We start from the raw sequence: 21,103 nt of genomic DNA, 5'->3' as shown, positions 1-21,103 counted from the left end.
ATAGAACCTAGAATTGTAGGGATGGAGTTACGTCATCGCGCGCTAGAGGTCTTGTGTCTTGCAGACCCAGAGAAAAAAGCTGCTGCAGCCATTGATCTGCATGCACAAAAAGCTCTCTATTCGATAGCAGAAACAGCACCGACACTGCGCATCCCCGAATCCGAGCTGCCCGGTCGCCCGGCCCGGCCCGAGCTCAAGCACCACACCGCCATGGCGCGCCGCTCGCCGGCCACCCTCGAAGGCAGGGCCGTGCTCATCCATGCCATTGCACATATAGAGTTCAATGCCATCAACCTCGCACTGGACGCCATCTGGCGCTTTGACGGCATGCCCGGGCAGTACTACCACGATTGGCTTCAGGTGGCTGCAGAGGAAGCCAAGCATTTCCGCCTGCTACGCGATCATCTGCGCCAGCATCATGGTCAGGACTATGGCGACCATCCAGCCCACCAGGGCCTGTGGACCATGTGCGAGAAAACGGCGGGCGACATCGTGGCCCGCATGGCCCTGGTACCCAGAACGCTGGAGGCGCGCGGCCTGGACGCCACGCCGCAGATCCAGAACAAGCTGCGCAACACCCACGCGACCGATGCGCTGGCGGCCTGCGACATTCTGGACATCATCTTGCGCGAGGAAGTGGGCCATGTGGCCATAGGCAACCACTGGTATCGCTGGCTGTGCGAGAAAAACGGCCTGGACCCCGAGTCGTTGTACCTGGAGCTGACACAGCGCCACGAAGCGCCGCGCCTGCGCCCGCCCTTCAATGAGAAGGCACGCCGCGCCGCAGGCTTCACCGCGACCGAGATCGCCTGGCTGCAACAGATTTAGGTATTTTTTCTTGACTCGAATCAAGAACCACCGGCAAGCAAGGCCCGCGAACCGAAGTTGTTGGCACAAACGGCCTGAACGCACGAAGCTGACACTATGATCGGCTCGTTCTTACAATAACCGGTCCAGCCAACCATTTCTCACACAGACGTCATGCAGCAATGAGTGAACAAACCATAGAGGACCAGGCATTCGCCTCGCCGCGCAACCTGTCCAAAGGCATGATTGCACGCCAGCCCATCGTCAACGGGCTGCAGCAAATCATTGGTTACGAGCTGTTCAACCGCTCGCGCTCGCCTTATGGTCATACCATGGCCTCAGACGCGACGCTGATCTTTGCGGCCCTCACGCATGCTGGAGAGGAAGATCTGGTCGGCACCAAGCTCATGTTCGTGAACTGCACTCACGAAGGCCTGACCGGCGAGCACCTGGAGCTGCTGCCGGCCGACAAGGTGGTACTGGAGATCCCTCCTCTGGGCCATGCCGCCGTGCATGAGGTGGCAGCCCGCCTGCCCACCTTGCTGGCACTCAAGGACCAGGGCTTTCATCTGGCCTTCAACCACACGGTACTGGAGTCTGTGTATTCGGCCTGGCTGCCGCTGGCCGACTACATCAAGCTAGACCTCTCCACGCTGGCACCGGACCAGCTTACGGTGCTGGTCAAGTTCGCCAACCGCCACACCCGCGCCGAGTTGATCGCCGAAAAAGTCGAAAGTGCCCACCAGCAAGAGTTGGGCCAGCGCCTGGGCATAGAGCTTTTCCAGGGCTTCTGGTTTGCCCGTCCCACGGTGATGCAGACCCGCCTTCTGACCCCGACGCAGCAAAGCATCATCCAGTTGCTGACGCTGGTACGCGAGCAGGCCAGCACCGATGCGATCGAGGAAGTTCTCAAAAAGGACGCAGCCCTGGCCTTCAACCTGCTGCGCCTCATCAACTCGGCCAGCTTTTGCGCCCATCGCAAGATCACCTCTTTCAAGCAGGCCGTGATGCTGCTCGGCCTGAACAAGCTGTTTCGCTGGGCTGCCATGCTGCTGACGGCTGCCCGCGAAGGCGGCCCCCCACCGGCCGTAGGCCAGACCGCCGTGATTCGCGGCCGTCTGATGGAGCTGCTGGCCAAGCACTCGCTGACGGACACCGACGCAGATCTGGCCTTTATCTGCGGCATGTTCTCCATGCTGGACCGCATGCTGGGCATGCCTTTGCCTGCAGCGCTGGCGCTGATTCCGGTGTCCGAGTCGGTCTCCGCCGCGCTGCTGCATCATGAAGGCATTCTGGGCGAGCTGCTGATGCTCACCAAGGCCTGCGAGAGTCATGACCAGGAACAATTCGACCGCAGTGCCTGCAGCCTGGAGCTGGAGCACGGGGACATCAATCACGCTCACCTGCAGGCTTTGAGATGGACGGAGTGTCTGTCCGACTGACAGCGCTTCTGCCCCACACCCAAGCGATAACCGACATGGATACCTCTGACACCAACTCCTCTTCACCGACCGCCAGCCCCGTTGCAGACAGGGACGAGGCCAATATGGCCAGCATTGCGCGTCAGGCAATCGTCGATGAAAAACGGGATGTGTATGGCTACGAGCTGTTTGACCGCTCGGTTGCACATAACGCACACACAGCGGCATCCGATGCGGCGCTGCTGTTCAATGCACTGTCCTACGCCGGTGCCGAGGCCCTGGTGGGCAAAAAGACGGTTTTCATCAACTGCACCCATGACAGCCTGAGCGGCGGCCACCTGGAGCTGATTCACCCCGACCGTGTGGTACTGGAAGTGCCGGCCCTGCCTGCCGATGCCACGCAGGAAAACATCGAAGCCTGCCTGCCCACATTTGCGGCCCTGCGCCAGCGTGGCTTTCGCCTGGCTTTCGACCAGAACCTGCTGCGCCGCAACTATGCGTCATGGCTGCCCATGGCCTCCTTCGTCAAGCTGGACATGCAGAGCTTCGGAATCGAGCATGCCGAAAAGCTGGTGAAGTTTGCCCAGACCTACACACGCGCCCAGATCGTGGCCGAGAAGGTCGAAACAGCCGAGCAGTTCGAGCATATGCGGAGCCTTGGGGTGAAGCTGTTCCAGGGCTACTGGTTCGCCCAGCCCCAGCTCGTGCAGGCGCGCACCATCCGCCCCACGCAGACCACCATCATCCAGCTCATCAACCTGGTGCGCCAGCAGGCCAGCACGGAGGAGATCGAAGAGCTGCTCAAGAAGGACCCCACGCTGTCCTTCAACCTGTTGCGCTTCATCAACAGCTCGGGCTTCGGCCTGTCCTGCGAGATCACCTCCTTCCGCCATGCGGTGATGATTCTGGGCCTCAAGAAGCTGTTCCGCTGGGCGGCCCTGCTGCTGACCACCTCACGCGCCGGCGGCACACCGCCGGCTGTGGGCCAGACGGCCGTGGTGCGCGGCCGCCTGATGGAGCTGCTGACCGCCGAGCTGCTGCCGCCCGAGGAATGCGACCACGCCTTCGTCGTGGGCGTTTTCTCGCTGCTCGATGTGATGCTGAGCCAGCCCATGGCCAAGGCCCTTGAATCCGTGGCCCTGCCCCAGTCCGTGGTTGACGCACTGGTACACAACCAAGGCGTTTTTGCGCCCTTCCTGGATCTGACGCGCGCCTGCGAGTCGGGCGACGAAGCGGCTTTTGCCCGCGCCGCCAATGCGCTGCAGCTGTCCAACCACCAGGTCAACTGGGCCCATCTGCAGGCGCTGAGCTGGGCCGACAACCTGGCCAGTGAAGTGATCTGAGCCAATCCGCTTCGCGACCAGTCAGTGCGCTTGCTGCGCACAACGAAAAAGGGCTTGCGGCCGATGTGACCGCAAGCCCTTTTTCATTCAAGAAAGTCCCGATCAATTGGTCTGGATACCTGCAGCCTTGATGATCTGGGCGTTGGACCTGGACTCGGCTTCGATCTGCTTGGCAAAGTCCGCTGCCTTGCCTCCGGTAGGAACATTGTCCGTGGCCTCCAGGCGCTGACGGATCTCGGGCAGCGCCAGCGCCTTGTTCACCTCGGCATTCAGGCGAGCCAGCACGGGGGCAGGCACACCGGCGGGAGCGAAGATGCCGAAGACCGATGTGGTGTTGGCGTTCTTGTAACCCAGCTCGGCCAGCGTGGGCACCTGGGGCAGCGAGTCCAGACGCGCCGGAGCACCCACGGCCAGGGCCTTGAACTTGCCGGCCTTGATGTGCTGCATCACTGCCGGACCGGCATTCGTGGACAATACCTCGAACTGTGCACTCAGGCCGTCATTGAGCTGCTGGCCGCCGCCCTTGTAAGGCACATGGGTGATCTGAACCTTGCCCTGATCGGCAATCTGCTCGAGCATGATGTGGCCCAGCGAGGCCAGACCGGCCGTGGCCCAGCGCACATCGCCGGGGTGGGCCTTGGCCTGGGTCATCAGCTCGGGAAAGCTCTTGGCAGTCAAGCGAGTCGTTCCCAGCAGCAGCACGGGCGAGTACATCACGCTGACCACGGGAACAATATCCTTGTGCGGATCGAACAGCGGCTTGCCCAGATGGGGGCTCAGCGTCAGCGGGCTGATGGACGAAAAGCCCAGCGTATAGCCATCGGGGTTGGACTTGGCGACCTGATCCAGGCCAATCGCGCCACCCGCACCGGCCTTGTTGTCGATCACCACCGACTGACCCAGCGACTGCGACAGCTTTTCACCCAGTGCACGGGCCACCACATCGCTGACACCACCGGCAGGGTAGGACACCACCAGACGAATGGGACGGCTGGGCCAGCCAGCCGCGTCGGCTTTGTCGGCCGCCTGGACATTCAGGGACAAGGTGGCAGGCAGCACGGCTGCCAGGGCACAGGTCAGCATGCTGCGACGCAGAAAGTTAGTCATCACTCGAAATCCAAAAATCAAGACCTGCATTTTTGACCAAAGTGAATTCCCCGGTTGATTTGGACGACGATTCGTCAATCCATTGGACAGAAAACATCAAAATAAAACTTCAAACATTCAAATAGACCAACACTCCAACCGGCCAACATCTTCATCGACGTGTCGCAATGACGCCCGCAAGGCTTGCCGCTAGACTGCAGCAATCTCCACAAAGAAAGCGCCCCATGACAGAAAAACAACCTCTATCACGTCGCTCCATCTTGCTGCGAAGCGGTGCTGCGGGCGCTGCACTGGGCGCCATGGCTCTGCCCGCCGCGGCCACACGCAAGGCCTCCCGCACCTGTGTGCTCGATGGCCTGCAACCCGCAGTGCTCACCATCAGCGGCCCCGGTGTGCAGGCCAATCGCGGCAAGCCGCAGGCCGTTGCGGACCGCATGCTGATCATCCATGGCTATCTGTTCGATGCAGCCTGGTCCTGCGGCATGGATGCGCTCAACAGCCTGGAGCAGCAGACGCTCAGGACCACGCTTGAATACGACGAAGCCGAACACAACCTGCAAGGCCCGCTGCTGGAGCAGGTGCTGCAAGCCGCCGGCGTGGATGTAGGCCAGGCCATGGCGCGCGGCCTGCAACTGACTTTGCAGGGCATAGACGGCTATCGCAGCCAGATGCCGCTGGCCCAGGCCGTGCGCTGGCGCATGCTGATCGCCACCCAGCTGGACGGCGTGCCGTTGGCCATGGGCGGCGTGGGCCCGCTCTGGGCCATTTTTGCAGCCCATCAGATTCCGGAGCTCGGCCAGTTGCCAGTCAAGCAGCGCTTTCCTGCTGCCGTCTGGGGGCTGTACCACCTGCAGCTTGGCAGCGCGACAGCCTAGGCAGCGGCTCAGCCGCGCGGGTGATGCTCGGCGTGCAGGGCCTTGAGCCGCTCACGCGCCACATGGGTGTAGATAGTGGTGGTGGAGATATCGGCATGCCCCAGCAGCATCTGCACCACGCGAAGGTCAGCGCCATGGTTGAGCAAATGGGTGGCAAACGCATGGCGCAGCGTATGCGGCGAGAGGGGCGAGTTGATCCCCGCGATCTGCGCGCATTTCTTGACGATGACCCAGAACATCACGCGGCTCATGCCCGCACCGCGCTGGGTCACAAACACCTCCTCGGTCTGCTGCCCTCCCAGAATCGCCGCTCGCGCCTGCTGCAGATAGCGCTCCAGCCAGTGCTGCGCCTCCTGGCCGAACGGCACCAGCCGCTCCTTGCGCCCCTTGCCCGTCACGCGCAGCACGCCCGAGCGCAGGTCCAGTTCATGCATGCGCACGCCCACCAGTTCGCTGACGCGCAGACCGCTGGCATACATCAGCTCCAGCATGGCGCGATCGCGCAAGCCCAGCGGGCTGTCCACATCGGGCGCATCGAGCAGGGCCTCCACCTGCTCCTGGGTCAGGGTCTTGGGCATGCGCGGCGGCTGTTTGGCCGCCAGCATGCGCACCGTGGGGTCGGCAGCGATGCGCTTTTCACGCAGCGCCCAGTGAAAATAGCGACGCAACACCGTCAGCCTACGGTTCGAGGAGGTTGCCTTGGTGCCCTCCACACGGGCCGTGAAATAGCCCTGCAGATCGCCTTCCAGCGCAGCATCCAGCGCCTTGGGCGGCTGCAGCCGCGCCAGCCAGCGCGCAGTCGCCGTCAGGTCACGCCGGTAAGCGGACAAGGTATTGCGCGAAAGCCCGTCCTCCAGCAAGAGGGCATCGATGAACTGATCGAGCGCATGCTGGCTCTGCGGCAAGGGCTGCGGCCAATCATCGGGAATCTGCGGTTTGCGGGCTTTTTTGGGGGCATCGGACATGGGGCTAGCGTACACGCTGGTGAAGGCAGTGCGTGTTTGACGGCGGACCCATGCGATATGGCGCTACTGGTCAGATCGCGGGCCAGAGGCAATCCATGCTCGAAGTTGGCCGTGGAGTAAGCTCAGGGAGGACAAAATCAGACTGAAGACGGATTCGGAGACATGGGACGAGAGTACAAAATCAAATGTGTCGTGCCAGGCAATTACGACCCCACTGCGCTGCTTGGAAGGTTGCCCAACCCGAACAATCCAGAAGTGATGGGCGAGGCTTACAGCTACGCGATAGAGCCGGACGGTTTCTATTTCATCGACCACCTGGCGGATCGCACTGTCGCGGCCTTAGCGTTGCAAAGCCTCCTCGATGAGGCGCTTGGGCTCAACGACACTGTCGAGCTCACCCAGCTTTAGCCCATCCACTTCGCCTGCCGTGGCGCAAACGGCCATGAGCCGCCGCTTGGGCCGACCAGAAACGGGCACTCAATGTTGAAGCCGAGCCACAAGCGACAGCTTGCCGATGTGAGCCGGCTTGAGAGACTGCCTGGATCTCGACCGGCTCTCCAGCTCGCGCCGATATGCACGCAGCATCTGGCGCGGGTAGTGACTGCCGCTGGCGAACAGGCTCTCCTGGTACTTCTGGCGCAGATACCTCATATCGAGATCCGATTTTGTAATCCCGCCTTGGCCCGCTTTGACGCTCGTGACCGCATCTTTGTGCAAGGCACAGAAGCCCCCAGACCATCAGCTGATGCGCCTCGCTCCACGCCTTGGCATGAGCTTGTGCAAACTCCAGCAGCCCGGACAGCTGCGGAAACAGACCGCCACCGCCAGCCACGAGCTTCCCATCTGAAATCGCCATCCGCGATGGCCAGAACCTTAACGCTTCACGCAGCACCCTCTTGAATTTCATGGCTCCGATGGATATGGAAACCTCATGCCATATAGGCGGCAGCGGTACTCAGTCCGCATCAGGCGCTTGCAGTACAGGCTGGCACGAAAACAAACGGTAGACAGGGCTGGAAGCCCGGTTTTTCGGCATATGCACTGCACGGCATACGACATGCAAGTGAAGCGGCATCGGCCTGAATCATCTAACAAGCGCCGGGCTGTTCCCTATGGTATGCAACAAGCGCGTTCGCATGTCCATGACCGATGCCGTGCTCGAGTTTGAGATGTGCGACCTGCTCCATATGTTTTTTATCGCGCAGCTCATCGAGAATCTTGAGCCAGTGCGTGACCGGCTTTCCATAGGTCTTCTCGATGGAAGGAAAGTAGGACGCGGGTCCTTTGATCTTTTGTTCACTTGCCATGCACACCTCCGATGACTGGATAAAGGATCTGACGCAAAGCACCCGACAAATCGAGCTCAACGCCTTGGACAATGAGCACATTGATGCTTCTTTGGCTTATTCACCCTCACCTGGCCTTGTTTTTGTGTATCGATTGGCTGCTCAGGGCCGAAATCAGCCCACCTCATCGCCCTGTCCCGGCCCCGGCATATAAAAACAAAGCCCGAATGGCCTCAAAGGCAATTCGGGCTTGCGGTATCCGCTACTGCATCGGCAGCAGATCAACTGCTTAGTCCAGTGTCAGCTTCTGCTTGGCCACGACCTGCTTGTAGGTTTCGAACTCTTCCTTCAGTTCCTTGGCGAATTCCTGAGGAGAGTTGCCCACCACCAGCGAACCGGTGTCTTCGATGCGCTTCTTGACCGCGGGGTCCTGCAACACCTTCTTCACGGCGGCATTGATCTTGTCGACCATGGCCTTGTCCATGCCCTTGGGGCCCAGAATGCCGTAGGAAGCCATGCGATTGACCTGGGGCAGACCCACTTCCTTGAAGGTGGGCACGTCAGGCAGCACGGCCAGACGCTGGGGAGCTGCCACGGCGATGGCCTTGAGGCGGTTGTCCTTGATGAAGGGCAGCGCCGAAGGCAGGTTGTCCAGAATCATGGGAATCTGGCCGGCAACCGCGTCGTTCAGGGCCGGGCCCGCGCCGCGGTAAGGCACATGGGTCATCTGGATGCCGGTCAGCGACTTGTACAGCTCCATCAGCATGTGCTGGATGCCGCCCGTACCGGACGAGCCATAGGAGTACTTGCCGGGATTGGCCTTGAGCTCGGCCTCGAAAGCCTTGTAGTTAGCCGCACCGGGGAACTTGGGGTTCACGGCGATCACATTGGGCGTGGCCGCAATATTGATGATGGGCGTGAAGTCCGTCAGCGGGTTGTAGGGAGTCTTGGGGTTGATGGCCGGATTGGTGGCCATGGTCGACAGGGTGGAAATACCCAGGTTGTAACCGTCGGGCTTCTGGCGCGCGGTTTCCTGCGCACCGATGACGCCGCCGCCACCGCCCTTGTTGTCCACCACCACGGACTGACCCAGTTCCTTGCTCAGCGGCTCGGCGATCACACGCGCAATGATGTCGGTCGTGCCGCCTGCGGCAAAGGGCACCAGCAGCTTGATGGGCTTGGTGGGGTAGCTGGCCTCAGCCAACACACCAGTCGAGAAACCTACAGTTGCCAGAGCCATTGTCAGGCCCACGCACATACGACGATTCATGAAGGGGTCTCCTTATGAGTTCTGAAATTAACGGCTGATGGTACGTGCCGCAAAAAACCCGACACATTCTTGTTAGCCCTGATTTCTCAGTAATTACCCTAGATTCACACCATTTCCTTGAAGCGCATCAAAGTTCAGCTCGAATGAGCCGAGCGACAACAGTAAGTACTACTACATAGAAACTTGGCGACAGCTTTCTCTCAGCAAACCTATGACCGGCCCTATGCTTACAGGCCGTGAACTATCTAGAACTGCTTTTTCCCGATTTCGCGCTCATCGTGCTGGGCTATGTGCTGTGCCGTTTCACGCCCATCAACCGCAGCGTCTGGCAAGCCGTGGAGCAGCTCGTCTACTACCTGCTGTTTCCGGTGCTGCTGTTTCACTCCATCACGCGCAACCCGATCCAGTGGGGCGACGCCAGCCAATTGCTGGCCGCCGGTGTGCTGGGAGGCCTGCTGGGCATTGCGCTGACCTACAGCCTTCCACACCTGCCTCTTCTTGGCCGGCGCATCGATGCACGCGGCTATGCGGGAGCCGCGCAAGTGGCGTTTCGCTTCAACTCCTTTATCGCGCTGGCACTGGTTTCGCGCTTGGCGGGTCCTGACGGACTGCTCTATGTCTCGGTGCTGATCGGCGTATCCGTGCCGCTGTTCAATGTGGCCGCCGTCTGGCCCATGACGCGTGGCAGCGACCAGCATTTTGTCGGTCATCTGCTGCGCAATCCGCTGATCATCGCCACCGTCAGCGCCCTGCTGTTCAATGCCGCCGGACTGAAAATTCCGGCCTTGCTGGAAGCCCCCGTGGCACGCATCGGTGCGGCCTCGATCGCACTGGGCCTGATGGCCGCCGGCGCCGGCCTCAAGCTCAGTGCACTGGCCAGCAACAAGCTGCTGGCCAGCGAGTTGCTGCTGATACGCCATGCCATACAGCCGCTGATCGCCTTTGCCATGGTTCAGCTGTTCCACCTCAACCAGCCGCAGGCGATTGCGTTGATGGCGTTCTCCAGCCTACCTACTGCCTCGTCCTGCTATGTGCTGGCTGTGCGCATGGGCTATGAAGGCTCGTTTGTGGCCAGTCTGGTGTCGCTGTCCACGATGCTGGGCGTGCTCAGCCTGCCCTTCGGGCTCTGGCTGATCGGTATTTGAATTTGATAGCTTCTTGTGCTTACTGGATAAGTGATAGAGGCCAATTTCACTAAAGGTCAGGCGCGCTGCGCCAGCGCCCAGGCCACATGTTCGACCACCACGGGGTCGGGATGATCGGCCCGGCTCTGCAGCGCGGCCCTGAGTTCGGGCCTGCCGGTTTCGCGCCAGGCATTGCCCAGGGCCACGGCCACATTGCGCAGCCAGCGCACATGCCCGATGCGGCGGATGGGGCTGCCCTCGGTCACGCGCAGGAAAGTGGCTTCATCCCAGGCCAGGAAATGCACCAGCTGCGTGCCGGCCAGTGCGGCGCGGGCGTCGAAGTCAGGCAAGACGCTGGGCTGGGCAAACTTGTTCCAGGGGCAGGCCAGCTGGCAGTCATCGCAGCCATAGATGCGGTTGGCCATCAAGGGCCGCAGTTCCTCGGGAATGCTTCCCGCATGTTCGATGGTCAGATAGGAGATGCAGCGCCGCGCATCGACCTTGTGCGGCGTGATGATGGCACCCGTGGGGCAGGCGTCGATGCAGGACGAGCAGCTGCCGCAGTGCGCCGTGACCGGGGCCGTAGGCTCGAGTGCAAAGTCCACATAGATTTCGCCCAGAAAGAACATCGATCCGGCCTCGCGGCTCAGCACCAGGGTGTGCTTGCCGCGCCAGCCCTGGCCGCTGCGGCTGGCCAGCTCGGCCTCCAGCACCGGTGCGGAGTCGGTAAAGGCACGGTGGCCGAACGGGCCTATTTCCTGTGCGATGCGCTCGGCCAGCTTCTGCAGGCGGTTGCGCAGCACCTTGTGATAGTCACGGCCTCTGGCGTAGATGGAGACAATGCCTTCTTCGGGACGCTTGAGCCGGTCCCATTCCACGGCCTGCCAACCGTCCCCGGTCTCGCGCGGCAGATAATCCATGCGCGCGGTAATCACGCTCACCGTGCCGGGAACTAATTCCGCTGGCCGGGCTCGTTTCAAACCATGGGCCTGCATGTAATGCATCTCGCCATGAAACCCTTGCGCCAACCATTGCAGCAAACCGGGTTCTGCCGAGGACAAATCCACGCCCGCCACGCCGATTTGGGAAAATCCCAGCTCGCGAGCCCAGGCTTGCATCAAAGGAACCAATTGACTGCTGCTCAACATACATCCCGAATTGTAGGAAGCGAGCCCACGCCGGCGCTGGCGCAGCGCCAGATACTCTGGCAAAGCGAACAGGAAACCGAGCGCTTCGCCCGGCAACTGGCCGCCCTGCCTCAGCTGCGCAACGCCTATGTGACCCTGCATGGCGACCTGGGTGCGGGCAAGACCACGCTGGTGCGCCACTGGTTGCGCGCCCTGGGCGTGCAGGGCCGTATCAAGAGCCCGACCTATGCCGTGGTGGAGCCGCATGAGGCCGGCGATCTCTCGATCTGGCACTTTGACTTCTACCGCTTCGACGATCCGCGCGAATGGGAAGATGCAGGTTTTCGTGACATTTTTGCCAGCGCCGGACTCAAGCTGGCAGAATGGCCTGAAAAGGCTGCAGCGGTTACACCTGTTGCGGATATAGCTATCCATATCGAAGCAATTGACGATGTGCAGCGACAGGTGACGCTCAAGGCCGGCACCCCCGCAGGCTGCACCGTGCTTGAAGCATTGACGGCATGAGCAAAACAACTTCCTCCACGGCTTTTCTCGATCAGCCCCGACTGGATCTCTCCCCGCCGGGCCCTTCCCGACCGGGCCTCTCCCGCCGCAATCTGCTGCAGGCAGGCGGCGTGGTTCTGCTGCTGGGTCGCCAGCATATTGCGCAGGGCGCGAGCATCGTGGCCGTGCGCGTCTGGCCCGCACCCGACTACTCGCGCGTCACGCTGGAATCCGATATTCCGCTGACGGCCAAGCCGGTCTTCGTGCCCAGCCCGCCGCGCCTGGCCGTCGATATCGAGGGCCTGGATCTGAACCCGGCGCTCAAGGAACTGGTGGCCAAGGTCCGCTCCGACGACCCCAATATCGCCAGCATCCGCGTCGGCCAGTTTGCACCCGGCGTGGTGCGTCTGGTGATCGACCTCAAGCAGGAAGCCAGGCCCCAGGTCTTCACGCTGGCCCCGATTGCTCCCTACAAGCACCGGCTGGTACTGGACCTCTATCCCGCCAAGGCCGTGGATCCGTTGGAAGCCCTGATCAGCGAGCGCCTGCGCGATGCTGGCAGCACGGCCGCCGCGCCGGCACCGCATAACCCTACCATCACGACACCGCCCCCTGTAGCGATTGCCACAGCACCCCAGGCCGACCCCCTGGGTGACCTCATTGCCCAGCGCAACCAGCGCCCCAGCACTCCAGCACCGGCTCCCGCGGTAATTGCACAGGCTCCGGCACCGGCTCCCGTGCCGCCGCCACCGGCTCCCGCGCCACGCCCGGCACCGGCCCCAAGGCCTGCACCCAATATTGCCACCTCGCAAAGCACGGACCGCATCATCATCGTGGCACTGGACCCCGGCCATGGCGGCGAAGACCCCGGCGCCACCGGTCCCAGCGGCCTGCGTGAAAAAGACGTGGTGCTCAAGGTCGCCCATCTGCTGCGCGAGCGCATCAACAACTCGCGCATCGGCGGCAGCCCCATGCGCGCCTTCATGACGCGCGATGCCGACTTCTTCGTGCCCCTGGCCACACGCGTGGAAAAAGCCCGCCGTGTCCAGGCCGATCTGTTCATCAGCATACATGCCGATGCCTTCACTACCCCGGCAGCGCGCGGTGCCAGCGTGTTTGCGCTCAGCGAACGCGGCGCCTCGAGCACGGCCGCCCGCTGGCTGGCCAACAAGGAAAATCAGGCCGACCTCGTGGGCGGCCTGAACGTCGGCGGACTGCAGGACCAGCATGTGCAGCGCATGCTGCTGGACATGAGCACCACGGCTCAGATCAAGGACAGCCTCAAACTGGGCACTTCGCTGCTGGGCGAGATCGGCAGCATGGCCAAGCTGCACAAGGCCCGCGTGGAGCAGGCCGGCTTTGCCGTGCTGAAGGCCCCCGACATTCCCAGCGTGCTGGTGGAAACGGCCTTCATCAGCAATCCCGAGGAGGAAGCCAAGCTGGCCTCTGCTGCCTACCGCGAGCAACTGGCCGATGCACTGATGACGGGCATACGCAAGTACTTCGCCCACAATCCGCCCCTGGCGCGCAGCCGATCGGTTTAAGTGTGTGCTTACACAAAACCACCGTGCTGACTGTCAGCCGACAAGCCGGCTTGATGACAGTCGCCAAGCCTGAATGACACAGGCTTGGCCCTCTCTCCTACCTGAAAACCAGGGCAAAAGGTTCAAGATCAGGGCATGTTCTTATGAAAGCTGGCCTCTAGGGCTGCTGTACAGGAGAGACCTCATGAAACTGCGAACTCTTGCCATCACCGTGTCTGCAGCCTTCACGCTTGCCATGGCAGGCTGCTCCACCTCGCCCACCAATGCCCAGATCGGCACCGGTGTCGGCGCCGTCGCTGGCGGCGTGGTCGGTGATGCACTGTTTGGTTCCACTTTGGGCACCGTAGGCGGTGCCGCGGCAGGCGCGCTGATCGGCAACGAGGTAGGCAAGCGCAAATAAACGCCTCGATGCGATCTGAATGCCAAAAAAGAAGCCCCGGCATGCCGGGGCTTTTTCATGGGTCAGCGCTTTCCGGTCGGGGCAAAGCGCTGGCAAGAGCGCGGATCAGGCGGTCCTGGCCTTTTCGGCCTTGCCGGCGCGCCAGGCACCGAAGATGGCGATCAGACCCGGCACCAGGATCAGACCCCAGATGATTTTTTCAAGATTGTTCTTCACCCATTCCATATTGCCGAAGAAGTAGCCTGCGGCGCTGATGCCCACCACCCAGAGCACGGCTCCCACGACATTGAACAGGCTGAACTTGGCGCGGCTCATATGAGCCACACCGGCCACGAAAGGTGCAAAGGTGCGGATGAAAGGCATGAAGCGCGCAAGAATGATGGTCACGCCGCCATAGCGCTCATAGAAGTTGTGGGCCTGGTCAAAAGCCTTGCGGTTGAACCAGCGCGAGTCCTCCCACTGAAACACCTTGGGGCCCAGGTAGCGGCCTATCGTGTAATTGCTCTGGTCACCCAGGATGGCTGCTGCCAGCAGCACCACCACCGCCAACGGGTAGCTCATGTAGCCGGCTCCGCACAGCGCGCCGACGATGAACATCAGCGAGTCACCGGGCAGAAAAGGCATGACCACCACACCGGTTTCGACAAACACGATGATGAACAGCAGGGCATACACCCAAGGCCCATAGGCCACGACAAAGGCTTCCAGATGCTTGTCGATATGCAGGATGAAGTCGATCAGAAACTGAATGATTTCCAAAACACGGTCCTCAAAAATGGATTGGCATACCGGCGTATGCCGGCCAGTAATGTACTGCGCCCCCAAAGCCCGCAGACGCTCCACCTTTTGCTGTAGTGCCATGTTTTTGAGAGCAAACTCACAGCTGCTTGCAGACTGCAACAAGGCCGGCCTTTTAATGCTGGTTTGTTACAAGTTTTGATAAAACTAAACGTCAACAATACGTCAGCTTGCCATTTCTGCTGGCACAGTAGAGATGTGTCGCCGCAAGCCGTGCATTGCAAATCACGACATCGGCCCCCTGGCCAACAAAGTCCGGCATCTCCAGCCTCCCGCATGTGCAGGAGTGGGCACAGAGACCAGACCGCTTTCCATAACTAGCACGACGAGAGGAATACGAACATGAAGACATTCACAATGCGCTATGGCAAGGCCCTGACTCTGGCAGCCGCACTGACCGGCGCCCTGGCACTGGGCGGCTGCGCCCATGGCCCCAGCCGTCAGCAAGTCGGTATCGGCGCAGGTGCCGTGGCCGGCGGTGCAGTGGGCAACGTGCTGTTTGGCGGCCCCGTGGGCACCATCGGCGGTGCTGCCGCCGGTGCGCTGATCGGTAACGAACTGACCAAGGGCGGCTACCGCCACCGCCACTAAGCCCTGCGCCCACGGACTGAACAAAGAGCTGCCAGAAATATTCCGGCGGCTCTTTGTGTTTTCGCCCTTCAAAAAACTCACTTCCCGGCCGGTTTGTACAGCCGCCTAGAATGGTTGCCGTGAACGCAACCAGCCCCGAACTCTCCCCCTCCCCTACCGAAACCGCCGACCAGGCTGCCCCCGTGCGCCGGCCGATTCGCGACCTGCCCGACGAGCTGATCAGCCAGATCGCTGCCGGCGAGGTGGTCGAGCGCCCCGCCTCCGTGGTGCGCGAACTGGTGGACAACGCTCTGGACTCGGGCGCAGCCCAGATCACCGTGCGCCTGCTGGCCGGCGGTGTGCGCCTGATCGCGGTGGAAGACGACGGCTGCGGCATCCCGCGCGACGAGCTGCCCGTGGCCCTGCGCCGCCATGCCACCAGCAAGATCAGCGATCTGCACGATCTGGAAACCGTGGCCACCATGGGCTTTCGCGGCGAGGCACTGGCCGCCATTGCCTCGGTATCGGAAACCTCCATCTTCTCGCGCCCCGCAGGTCAGGACTCGGCCTATCTGCTGGATGCACGCAGCGGCGAGCTGCGCCCCGCCGCACGCAACCAGGGCACGACCGTAGAGGTCAAGGAGTTGTTCTTCTCCACGCCCGCGCGTCGCAAATTCCTCAAGACCGATGCCACCGAGCTCGCGCATTGTATAGAGTCCGTGCGTCGCCATGCACTGGCTCGCCCCGATGTGGGCTTTGCCATCTGGCATGAAGGCAAGCTCGTCGAGCAATGGCGCGCTGCCGGCAGCACGCCCGACGAAGCCTTGTCGCGCCGCCTGGCCGATGTGCTGAACGACAAATTTGTCGACAACTCGGTCGCCGTCGATCACTGGGCCGGCCCCGTCCATGTCACGGGCCGCGCCGGCATCCCGGACGCGGCGCGCTCGCGTCCCGACCAGCAGTTCTGCTATGTCAATGGCCGCTTTGTGCGCGACAAGGTATTGACACATGCGGCCCGTGCAGCCTACGAGGACGTGCTGCACGGCAACAAGCAGCCGGTCTACGCGCTCTACATAGAGATCGACCCCGCGCGTGTGGATGTGAACGTGCACCCCACCAAGATCGAGGTACGTTTTCGCGACAGCCGCGAAGTCCACCAGGCGGTGCGCCACGCGATAGAGAACGCGCTGGCCACGCCGCGCGCCGCGGCCGTGGTCGAGGCGGCGGCCCAGGAAGCCGCACGCCAGCCCGGCCTGATCGACGACAGCACTGCCACGCCTGTCGCGGCCAAGGCCGCGACCAAGCCCGCCGCAGCCCCGGCCTGGCCGCAAACCCGCATGAGCTTTGGCGAACCCGCCATCGGCAACCCCGTGCGCGATATGGCCAAGCTCTGGGAGCCCATGCGTGAAGCCACTGCGGAAGCCGCACCCGCGCCCCAGATGGCGACTGCGGCACCAGCCCCAGCGAACGCCACGCCCGCGACGCCTGAATCGGCCACCGGCGCGACCACGATCACCAACACCACGGCCATGCCAAGCCCCGTGCCTCAGCCCGAGGACGAAGGCATCAGGCTGCGCCCTTCGGGCCAGTCCAGCTACTTTCAGCGAAAAGCGCCTGCACCCCAGATGCAGGAAGCACCAGCCGCTACGGAGATCGTTGCCAATGCTGCAGCTGCAGCCCCGGTCGAACCTGCTGCTGCCACGCACACTGCCGAACATGCCGCAGCGCCAGCAGCGCAACCACCCGTAACGGCTGCGGCAGACAACACCCCCGTCTGGCCGCTGGGCCGGGCCGTGGCCCAGCTGCATGGCGTCTATATCCTGGCCGAGAACAGCCAGGGCATGGTCATCGTGGACATGCATGCCGCCCATGAGCGCATCGTCTACGAGCAGCTCAAGAATGCCGTGAATACGGAAAATGGCGACCAGCAGATTCCCAGCCAGCCGCTGCTGATTCCCGCCACCTTTGCCGCCACGCCCGAGGAAGTCGCCACGGCCGAGGCCCATGCAGAGACCTTGCTGACCCTGGGCATGGAAGTCTCGCCCTTCTCGCCCAAGACCCTGGCCGTGCGCGCCGTGCCGGCCACGCTGGCCCAGGGCGATGCCGTGGAGCTGGCGCGCAGCGTGCTGGCCGAACTGGCCCAGCATGACGCAAGCACCGTGGTGCAGCGCGCGCGCAACGAGATTCTGGCCACCATGGCCTGCCACGGCGCGGTGCGCGCCAACCGCAAGCTCACGCTGGACGAGATGAATGCGCTGCTGCGCCAGATGGAGGTGACCGAGCGCTCCGACCAGTGCAACCATGGCCGCCCCACCTGGCGCCAGCTCAGCATGAAGGAGCTGGATGCGCTGTTTCTACGCGGGCGCTGACGGCAGCTCGGCAATGGCCGCCAAATAGCCGCTACATTGCCAATATCGACAAAAAACAGCGGGCCGGCAGATCAGCGGGCCCGCCTGCCATCCGCCGTCATGAACCCCAGCTCCTCCACCCCGGAACCCGCCGAAGCCCACTCCTTCATCGCCCGCGTGCGTGCGGCCCTGCCGCAGCTGCCGCCCTCGGAGCGGCGGCTGGCTGAATTCCTGCTGGATTTTCCCGGCAATCTGTCGAGCTATGCGGCGGCCGAGATGGCCAAGCTCACGGGGGTCTCGAATGCCACGGTCACACGCTTCATACAGCGGCTGGGCTATGAGGGCTACGAGGATGCACGCCGCCATGCCCGCGCCCAGGGCGATAACGGCTCACCACTGTTTCTGGCTGCCGCATCGGCCCAGGGCCGGCCCACGGCAGATGTGATTGCCACCCATCTGCGCCAGGCCTCGGAGAATCTGGCTGTCACCATAGGACAGATCTCGGCACAGCAGCTGGAGGACATCGCCCTGGCCCTGATCGGCGCGCGCCAGCTGTTCTTTGTCGGCTATCGCCAGAACCGCAACTTTGCCGCCTATCTGCGCTGGCAGCTGCTGCAGGCACTGGAGATGCCCAGCCAGGTCATCCCCGGCGCCGGCGAGACCCTGGGCGAATACGCGGCCCAGATCGGCGAAAACGATGTTGTGGTGATCTTTGCCCTGCGCCGCAGCGTGCGCGTGGTCAGCGAGTTCGCGCGCCAGGCCAGGCTGCTGGGTGCCCGCCTGATCTGCATCACCGACCATGCCAGCCCGGCCCCCGAGGCGGACTGGCTGCTGCGCGTGCAGACCTCGGCCCCGGGACCGCTGGACAATCACACGGCGCTTTTCATGCTCTGCCACCTGATTGCCACGGCTACCTTGCAGCAAAGCGGGCAGCCGGGTCGCAGACATATGGCGGCCATCGAGACCAGCCACGATGCGCTGGACGAGATGCTATGAAATCAAAAGCTTGTTGCGCTTGTTATTCATAGACTTCAGATATTTTTCAATCTGAAAAACATGAATGACTGGCGGTATAAGCTCTTGAATCAATAGCAATCAGCTAGCAACGGCGAACGACAGGCCGGCCAGCGCCGCCTGCATCGCGGCCACCACGGGCGACAGCACCGGCACCTCAAAGCGCGGCGCCAGCCACAGCGCGGCTTCGGACAACGGGCCGCCGCCGATCACCACGGCCTGCGCGCCATCGCGCTGCACGCATTGGGCCACGGCATCGCCCAGGCGCTCGCACTGCAAGGCCGGATCTGCAGCCAGCACCAGCGGTTCGCCCTGGGCAATGCGGGTGCCGCAGAACCAGGGCGTCAGGCCCAGCGCCTCGACCGAGGCGGCAATCGAAGCCTCCAGCCCCGGCGTGGTCGTCGCAATGCCAAAGCAGCGCGGGCGGCCCTGCTCATCTCTAGCGGCCTGCAGCATGGCGGCTTCGCCTATGCCGAAGGCGGCAACCCGCTCCGGCAGGGCCGCACGCAGCAGCTCCAGCCCCGGATTGCCGAAGGCGGCCACGATGATGGCCCGGCCAGCCTGGCTGTCATCGCCCTGGGCAAAGCCCAGGCCCAGCCGCAGCACCTCCTGCTCGGCAATCTTCAGTCCCGCCTCGTCGGTAATCATGGCCGCTCCCCGCTCGGCCGTCGCGCCGTGCAGCAGCACGCCGGGCGGCAGACAGGCCCGCGCCTGTCTAAGCATCAGCGCCGTGGTCTGCTGCGAGGTATTGGGGTTGATCATCAGAATATGCATGCCAGCCTTCATGCCGTGCGCTCCTGGCCAGCAGCGACCACGCCTGCAGCGGCAGACTCCTGCTCGGCATGGGATTCGCCGCCCGCGCCTTCCTCGATGGAGCGGCCAAAGGTCTCGGGGGCAAACTGAACGGCAATCGCAAAGATGAAATACATGGCCGCGATCATGCCGAACATTCCGGAGACGCCGTGCAGGTCGAACATCTTGCCCGCCAGCACCTGGGACATGGCGCCGCCAATCGTGCCCAGCGCCAGCAGGAAGGAGGTTCCCAGCGCCCGGATGCGCGTGGGGTAGAGCTCGGGCGCAAAGATCCAGATGGAGGTGTTGAGCGTCAGCACGCAGAACTGGAACAGCGCACCGCAGACCAAGATCATGGCCACGCTATCGGTGAAGTTGCCGAACGCCAGCCCCGCCAGACAGGCAGCAATCGCCCCTACCGTCAGCACCCGCTTGCGCGGAAAGTAATAGCCCATGGTCGATGCCGCGATCGCCCCAAGCAGACTGCCCATCTGCATGACGATGGTGAAGCTGAAGCTCTTGGTGATGGAATAGCCCTGGGCGACCAGAATCGTCGGCATCAGCGTGAGCACCGAGAGCTGCGCGCCAAACGTCATCCAAGAAGCCACGCCCACGGCAATCGTGCGCCGCGCATAGCCGCCCCTGAAGATGTCGGTGAAGGAGCTGCGCTGCACGATCTGAGCGGCAGCCGTCTGCGCCTGGGTGCTGCCTGGGGTGATGAACTCGCGCAGCTCGTACTGCGCATTGGCCAGCTTGCCGGCCGCCAGCATGCTCAGCACCTGATTGGCTTCCTCGACCCGTCCCTTGGAGAGCAGAAAGCGCGGCGTCTCCGGCACGAAGCGGCGGTAGAACACGATGAAGATGGCCGGCATGACCAGGCAACCGAACAGCCAGCGCCAGGAATCATCACCCGGGAACAGCGTGAACACGCCCAGCGCAAATGCCGGCGCCAGCATATTGCCCAGACCGCCGCCGCCCACATTGATGAGACCGACTGCCGTGCCGCGAAAGCGGGCCGAGCAGAACTCCGCCAGCATGGTCACGGCCGTGGTGATTTCTCCACCCAGACCAAATCCCACGATGGCACGCGCCACGGCCAGGAAAGCGTAATCGGGTGCCAGTGCGCAGCCGACGGCCCCCAGCGTGAATAGCGCCAGGTTCACATTGAGCATGAAGCGCCGTCCCATGCGATCGGCCAGGTAGCCCGAAAGCAGGCGCCCCATGGCCGCAGCAAAAAAAAGTGATGGTGTTGAGAAAGGCAATGTCCGTCGCATCCAGCCCCCATTGCTGGCGCAGCAGAGGGCCGACCAGGCCGACCGCGTTCTGTTCGAACACATCGAAGAGCACGCCGCAGACCACCAGAAAGATGATGCTTTTGTGCGAGCGCGTCACGCCGATCTGGTTGAGCGCATTTTCCAGTTGCTGCATCTGCGCCGCACTGGCTTTGCCTGACGCCGAGGGCGTCACGGGGATCTCACCTGCCATATCCACCTCCTGTGTGCTGATGACCGCCCAGGCGCTGGGCCGGTAATCCGAGTTTGAAATTAATTTTTCATATTTAAATTTATGAAAACATTTTTTCAAATCCATGTTTACCCAGCCCCGATGCTTGGTGAAAGAGGCCATCCCCAGGCTCATGTGACTGCCGTGATGAAAAAACAATTTCACAACTGCAGATTCCGTGCCTGAAATCACATGCACCACAGTGGTGCTAACACAGATAAGACAGGGCGAACGCATGAGGCCGGCCGTCACGCAACGAAAACACTTGTGCGACAGGCCGCAAAAATGTTTTTACGACACCGGAA

20 protein-coding genes and 1 pseudogene are annotated in these 21,103 nt (G+C 62.5%); 12 read left to right on the top strand and 9 right to left on the bottom strand.

Annotation, left to right across the window (positions count from 1 at the left end; all coding sequences use genetic code 11):
* Window positions 1-21: 21 nt before the first annotated feature.
* From V8Z78_RS09160 to V8Z78_RS09150, 3 genes are all read left to right on the top strand, one after another.
* A complete protein-coding gene (locus tag V8Z78_RS09160) occupies window positions 22-828 on the top strand; it encodes a ferritin-like domain-containing protein (RefSeq protein ID WP_349731256.1) in 807 nt (268 codons plus the stop codon).
* 161 nt (window positions 829-989) lie between these two features.
* Complete coding sequence (locus tag V8Z78_RS09155; RefSeq protein ID WP_349731255.1) at window positions 990-2,249, top strand: EAL and HDOD domain-containing protein; 1,260 nt, start codon at window positions 990-992, stop codon at window positions 2,247-2,249.
* A 35-nt stretch (window positions 2,250-2,284) separates the two neighbouring features.
* Window positions 2,285-3,571 carry an EAL and HDOD domain-containing protein gene (locus V8Z78_RS09150; RefSeq protein ID WP_003064490.1) on the top strand — a complete coding sequence of 429 codons (1,287 nt, stop codon included), beginning with the start codon at window positions 2,285-2,287 and terminating at the stop codon, window positions 3,569-3,571.
* Window positions 3,572-3,673: 102 nt separating this feature from the next.
* Here V8Z78_RS09150 and V8Z78_RS09145 read toward each other — a convergent pair whose 3' ends face one another.
* A complete protein-coding gene (locus tag V8Z78_RS09145; RefSeq protein ID WP_003064488.1) occupies window positions 3,674-4,678 on the bottom strand; it encodes a Bug family tripartite tricarboxylate transporter substrate binding protein in 1,005 nt (334 codons plus the stop codon).
* Window positions 4,679-4,902: 224 nt separating this feature from the next.
* On the opposite strand from V8Z78_RS09145, the gene V8Z78_RS09140 reads away from it, so the two are divergent.
* Window positions 4,903-5,553 carry a twin-arginine translocation pathway signal gene (locus V8Z78_RS09140; protein WP_046461261.1) on the top strand — a complete coding sequence of 217 codons (651 nt, stop codon included), beginning with the start codon at window positions 4,903-4,905 and terminating at the stop codon, window positions 5,551-5,553.
* Window positions 5,554-5,561: 8 nt separating this feature from the next.
* On the opposite strand, the gene xerD is transcribed toward V8Z78_RS09140, so the two are convergent.
* Window positions 5,562-6,518, bottom strand: coding sequence for a site-specific tyrosine recombinase XerD (gene xerD, locus V8Z78_RS09135; RefSeq protein ID WP_003064484.1), 957 nt, complete (start codon window positions 6,516-6,518; stop codon window positions 5,562-5,564).
* Between the two features lie 162 nt (window positions 6,519-6,680).
* On the opposite strand from xerD, the gene V8Z78_RS09130 reads away from it, so the two are divergent.
* Window positions 6,681-6,926, top strand: coding sequence for a hypothetical protein (locus V8Z78_RS09130; RefSeq protein ID WP_003064482.1), 246 nt, complete (start codon window positions 6,681-6,683; stop codon window positions 6,924-6,926).
* A gap of 69 nt (window positions 6,927-6,995) precedes the next feature.
* Here V8Z78_RS09130 and V8Z78_RS09125 read toward each other — a convergent pair whose 3' ends face one another.
* The 3 genes from V8Z78_RS09125 to V8Z78_RS09115 form a co-directional block, all read right to left on the bottom strand.
* A complete protein-coding gene (locus V8Z78_RS09125) occupies window positions 6,996-7,169 on the bottom strand; it encodes a hypothetical protein (RefSeq protein WP_240701972.1) in 174 nt (57 codons plus the stop codon).
* A gap of 437 nt (window positions 7,170-7,606) precedes the next feature.
* Window positions 7,607-7,825, bottom strand: a complete 219-nt coding sequence (locus tag V8Z78_RS09120) for a DUF4287 domain-containing protein (RefSeq protein ID WP_081034072.1) — start codon at window positions 7,823-7,825, stop codon at window positions 7,607-7,609.
* A 268-nt stretch (window positions 7,826-8,093) separates the two neighbouring features.
* On the bottom strand, window positions 8,094-9,074 hold the full coding sequence (locus tag V8Z78_RS09115) for a tripartite tricarboxylate transporter substrate binding protein BugE (RefSeq protein ID WP_280040195.1): 981 nt from the start codon (window positions 9,072-9,074) through the stop codon (window positions 8,094-8,096).
* Window positions 9,075-9,310: 236 nt separating this feature from the next.
* Here V8Z78_RS09115 and V8Z78_RS09110 point away from each other — a divergent pair, with 236 nt between their 5' ends.
* Window positions 9,311-10,219, top strand: a complete 909-nt coding sequence (locus tag V8Z78_RS09110) for an AEC family transporter (protein ID WP_012837347.1) — start codon at window positions 9,311-9,313, stop codon at window positions 10,217-10,219.
* Between the two features lie 56 nt (window positions 10,220-10,275).
* Here V8Z78_RS09110 and queG read toward each other — a convergent pair whose 3' ends face one another.
* The gene (gene queG / locus V8Z78_RS09105; RefSeq protein WP_179625659.1) at window positions 10,276-11,316 is read right to left on the bottom strand and encodes a tRNA epoxyqueuosine(34) reductase QueG; all 1,041 of its coding nucleotides are present in this window, start codon (window positions 11,314-11,316) and stop codon (window positions 10,276-10,278) included.
* A gap of 12 nt (window positions 11,317-11,328) precedes the next feature.
* On the opposite strand from queG, the gene tsaE reads away from it, so the two are divergent.
* From tsaE to V8Z78_RS09090, 3 genes are all read left to right on the top strand, one after another.
* Complete coding sequence (gene tsaE, locus V8Z78_RS09100; protein WP_349731254.1) at window positions 11,329-11,850, top strand: tRNA (adenosine(37)-N6)-threonylcarbamoyltransferase complex ATPase subunit type 1 TsaE; 522 nt, start codon at window positions 11,329-11,331, stop codon at window positions 11,848-11,850.
* Window positions 11,847-13,373 carry an N-acetylmuramoyl-L-alanine amidase gene (locus tag V8Z78_RS09095; RefSeq protein ID WP_179625658.1) on the top strand — a complete coding sequence of 509 codons (1,527 nt, stop codon included), beginning with the start codon at window positions 11,847-11,849 and terminating at the stop codon, window positions 13,371-13,373. The genes tsaE and V8Z78_RS09095 overlap by 4 nt, the downstream gene beginning before the upstream one ends.
* Window positions 13,374-13,557: 184 nt before the next feature.
* Complete coding sequence (locus V8Z78_RS09090) at window positions 13,558-13,773, top strand: YMGG-like glycine zipper-containing protein (RefSeq protein WP_003064466.1); 216 nt, start codon at window positions 13,558-13,560, stop codon at window positions 13,771-13,773.
* A gap of 105 nt (window positions 13,774-13,878) precedes the next feature.
* Here V8Z78_RS09090 and V8Z78_RS09085 read toward each other — a convergent pair whose 3' ends face one another.
* Window positions 13,879-14,532: a DedA family protein gene (locus V8Z78_RS09085; protein WP_003064464.1), complete on the bottom strand. Its 654-nt coding sequence runs from the start codon at window positions 14,530-14,532 to the stop codon at window positions 13,879-13,881.
* Between the two features lie 381 nt (window positions 14,533-14,913).
* On the opposite strand from V8Z78_RS09085, the gene V8Z78_RS09080 reads away from it, so the two are divergent.
* The 3 genes from V8Z78_RS09080 to V8Z78_RS09070 all read left to right on the top strand — a co-directional run bounded on the left by V8Z78_RS09080 (window position 14,914) and on the right by V8Z78_RS09070 (window position 18,485).
* Complete coding sequence (locus V8Z78_RS09080; RefSeq protein ID WP_003064462.1) at window positions 14,914-15,162, top strand: hypothetical protein; 249 nt, start codon at window positions 14,914-14,916, stop codon at window positions 15,160-15,162.
* 110 nt (window positions 15,163-15,272) lie between these two features.
* Entirely contained in the window at window positions 15,273-17,510 is a 2,238-nt protein-coding gene (gene mutL / locus V8Z78_RS09075; protein ID WP_081033912.1) for a DNA mismatch repair endonuclease MutL, read from the top strand.
* A 99-nt stretch (window positions 17,511-17,609) separates the two neighbouring features.
* Window positions 17,610-18,485, top strand: a complete 876-nt coding sequence (locus tag V8Z78_RS09070; RefSeq protein ID WP_057091670.1) for a MurR/RpiR family transcriptional regulator — start codon at window positions 17,610-17,612, stop codon at window positions 18,483-18,485.
* A 99-nt stretch (window positions 18,486-18,584) separates the two neighbouring features.
* Here the strand turns inward: V8Z78_RS09070 and V8Z78_RS09065 are convergent, their stop codons facing one another.
* A complete protein-coding gene (locus V8Z78_RS09065; protein WP_349731253.1) occupies window positions 18,585-19,289 on the bottom strand; it encodes an aspartate/glutamate racemase family protein in 705 nt (234 codons plus the stop codon).
* A pseudogene (locus V8Z78_RS09060) lies at window positions 19,286-20,780 on the bottom strand (MFS transporter). Before V8Z78_RS09060 ends, V8Z78_RS09065 begins: the two are co-directional and overlap by 4 nt.
* Window positions 20,781-21,103 lie beyond the last annotated feature (323 nt).

The organism is Comamonas sp. wu1-DMT (assembly GCF_040187805.1).
Lineage (GTDB): Bacteria > Pseudomonadota > Gammaproteobacteria > Burkholderiales > Burkholderiaceae_C > Comamonas > Comamonas thiooxydans.
The sequence above is the reverse complement of the archived record's forward strand: the minus strand, read 5'-3'. Positions and strand labels throughout refer to the sequence as shown.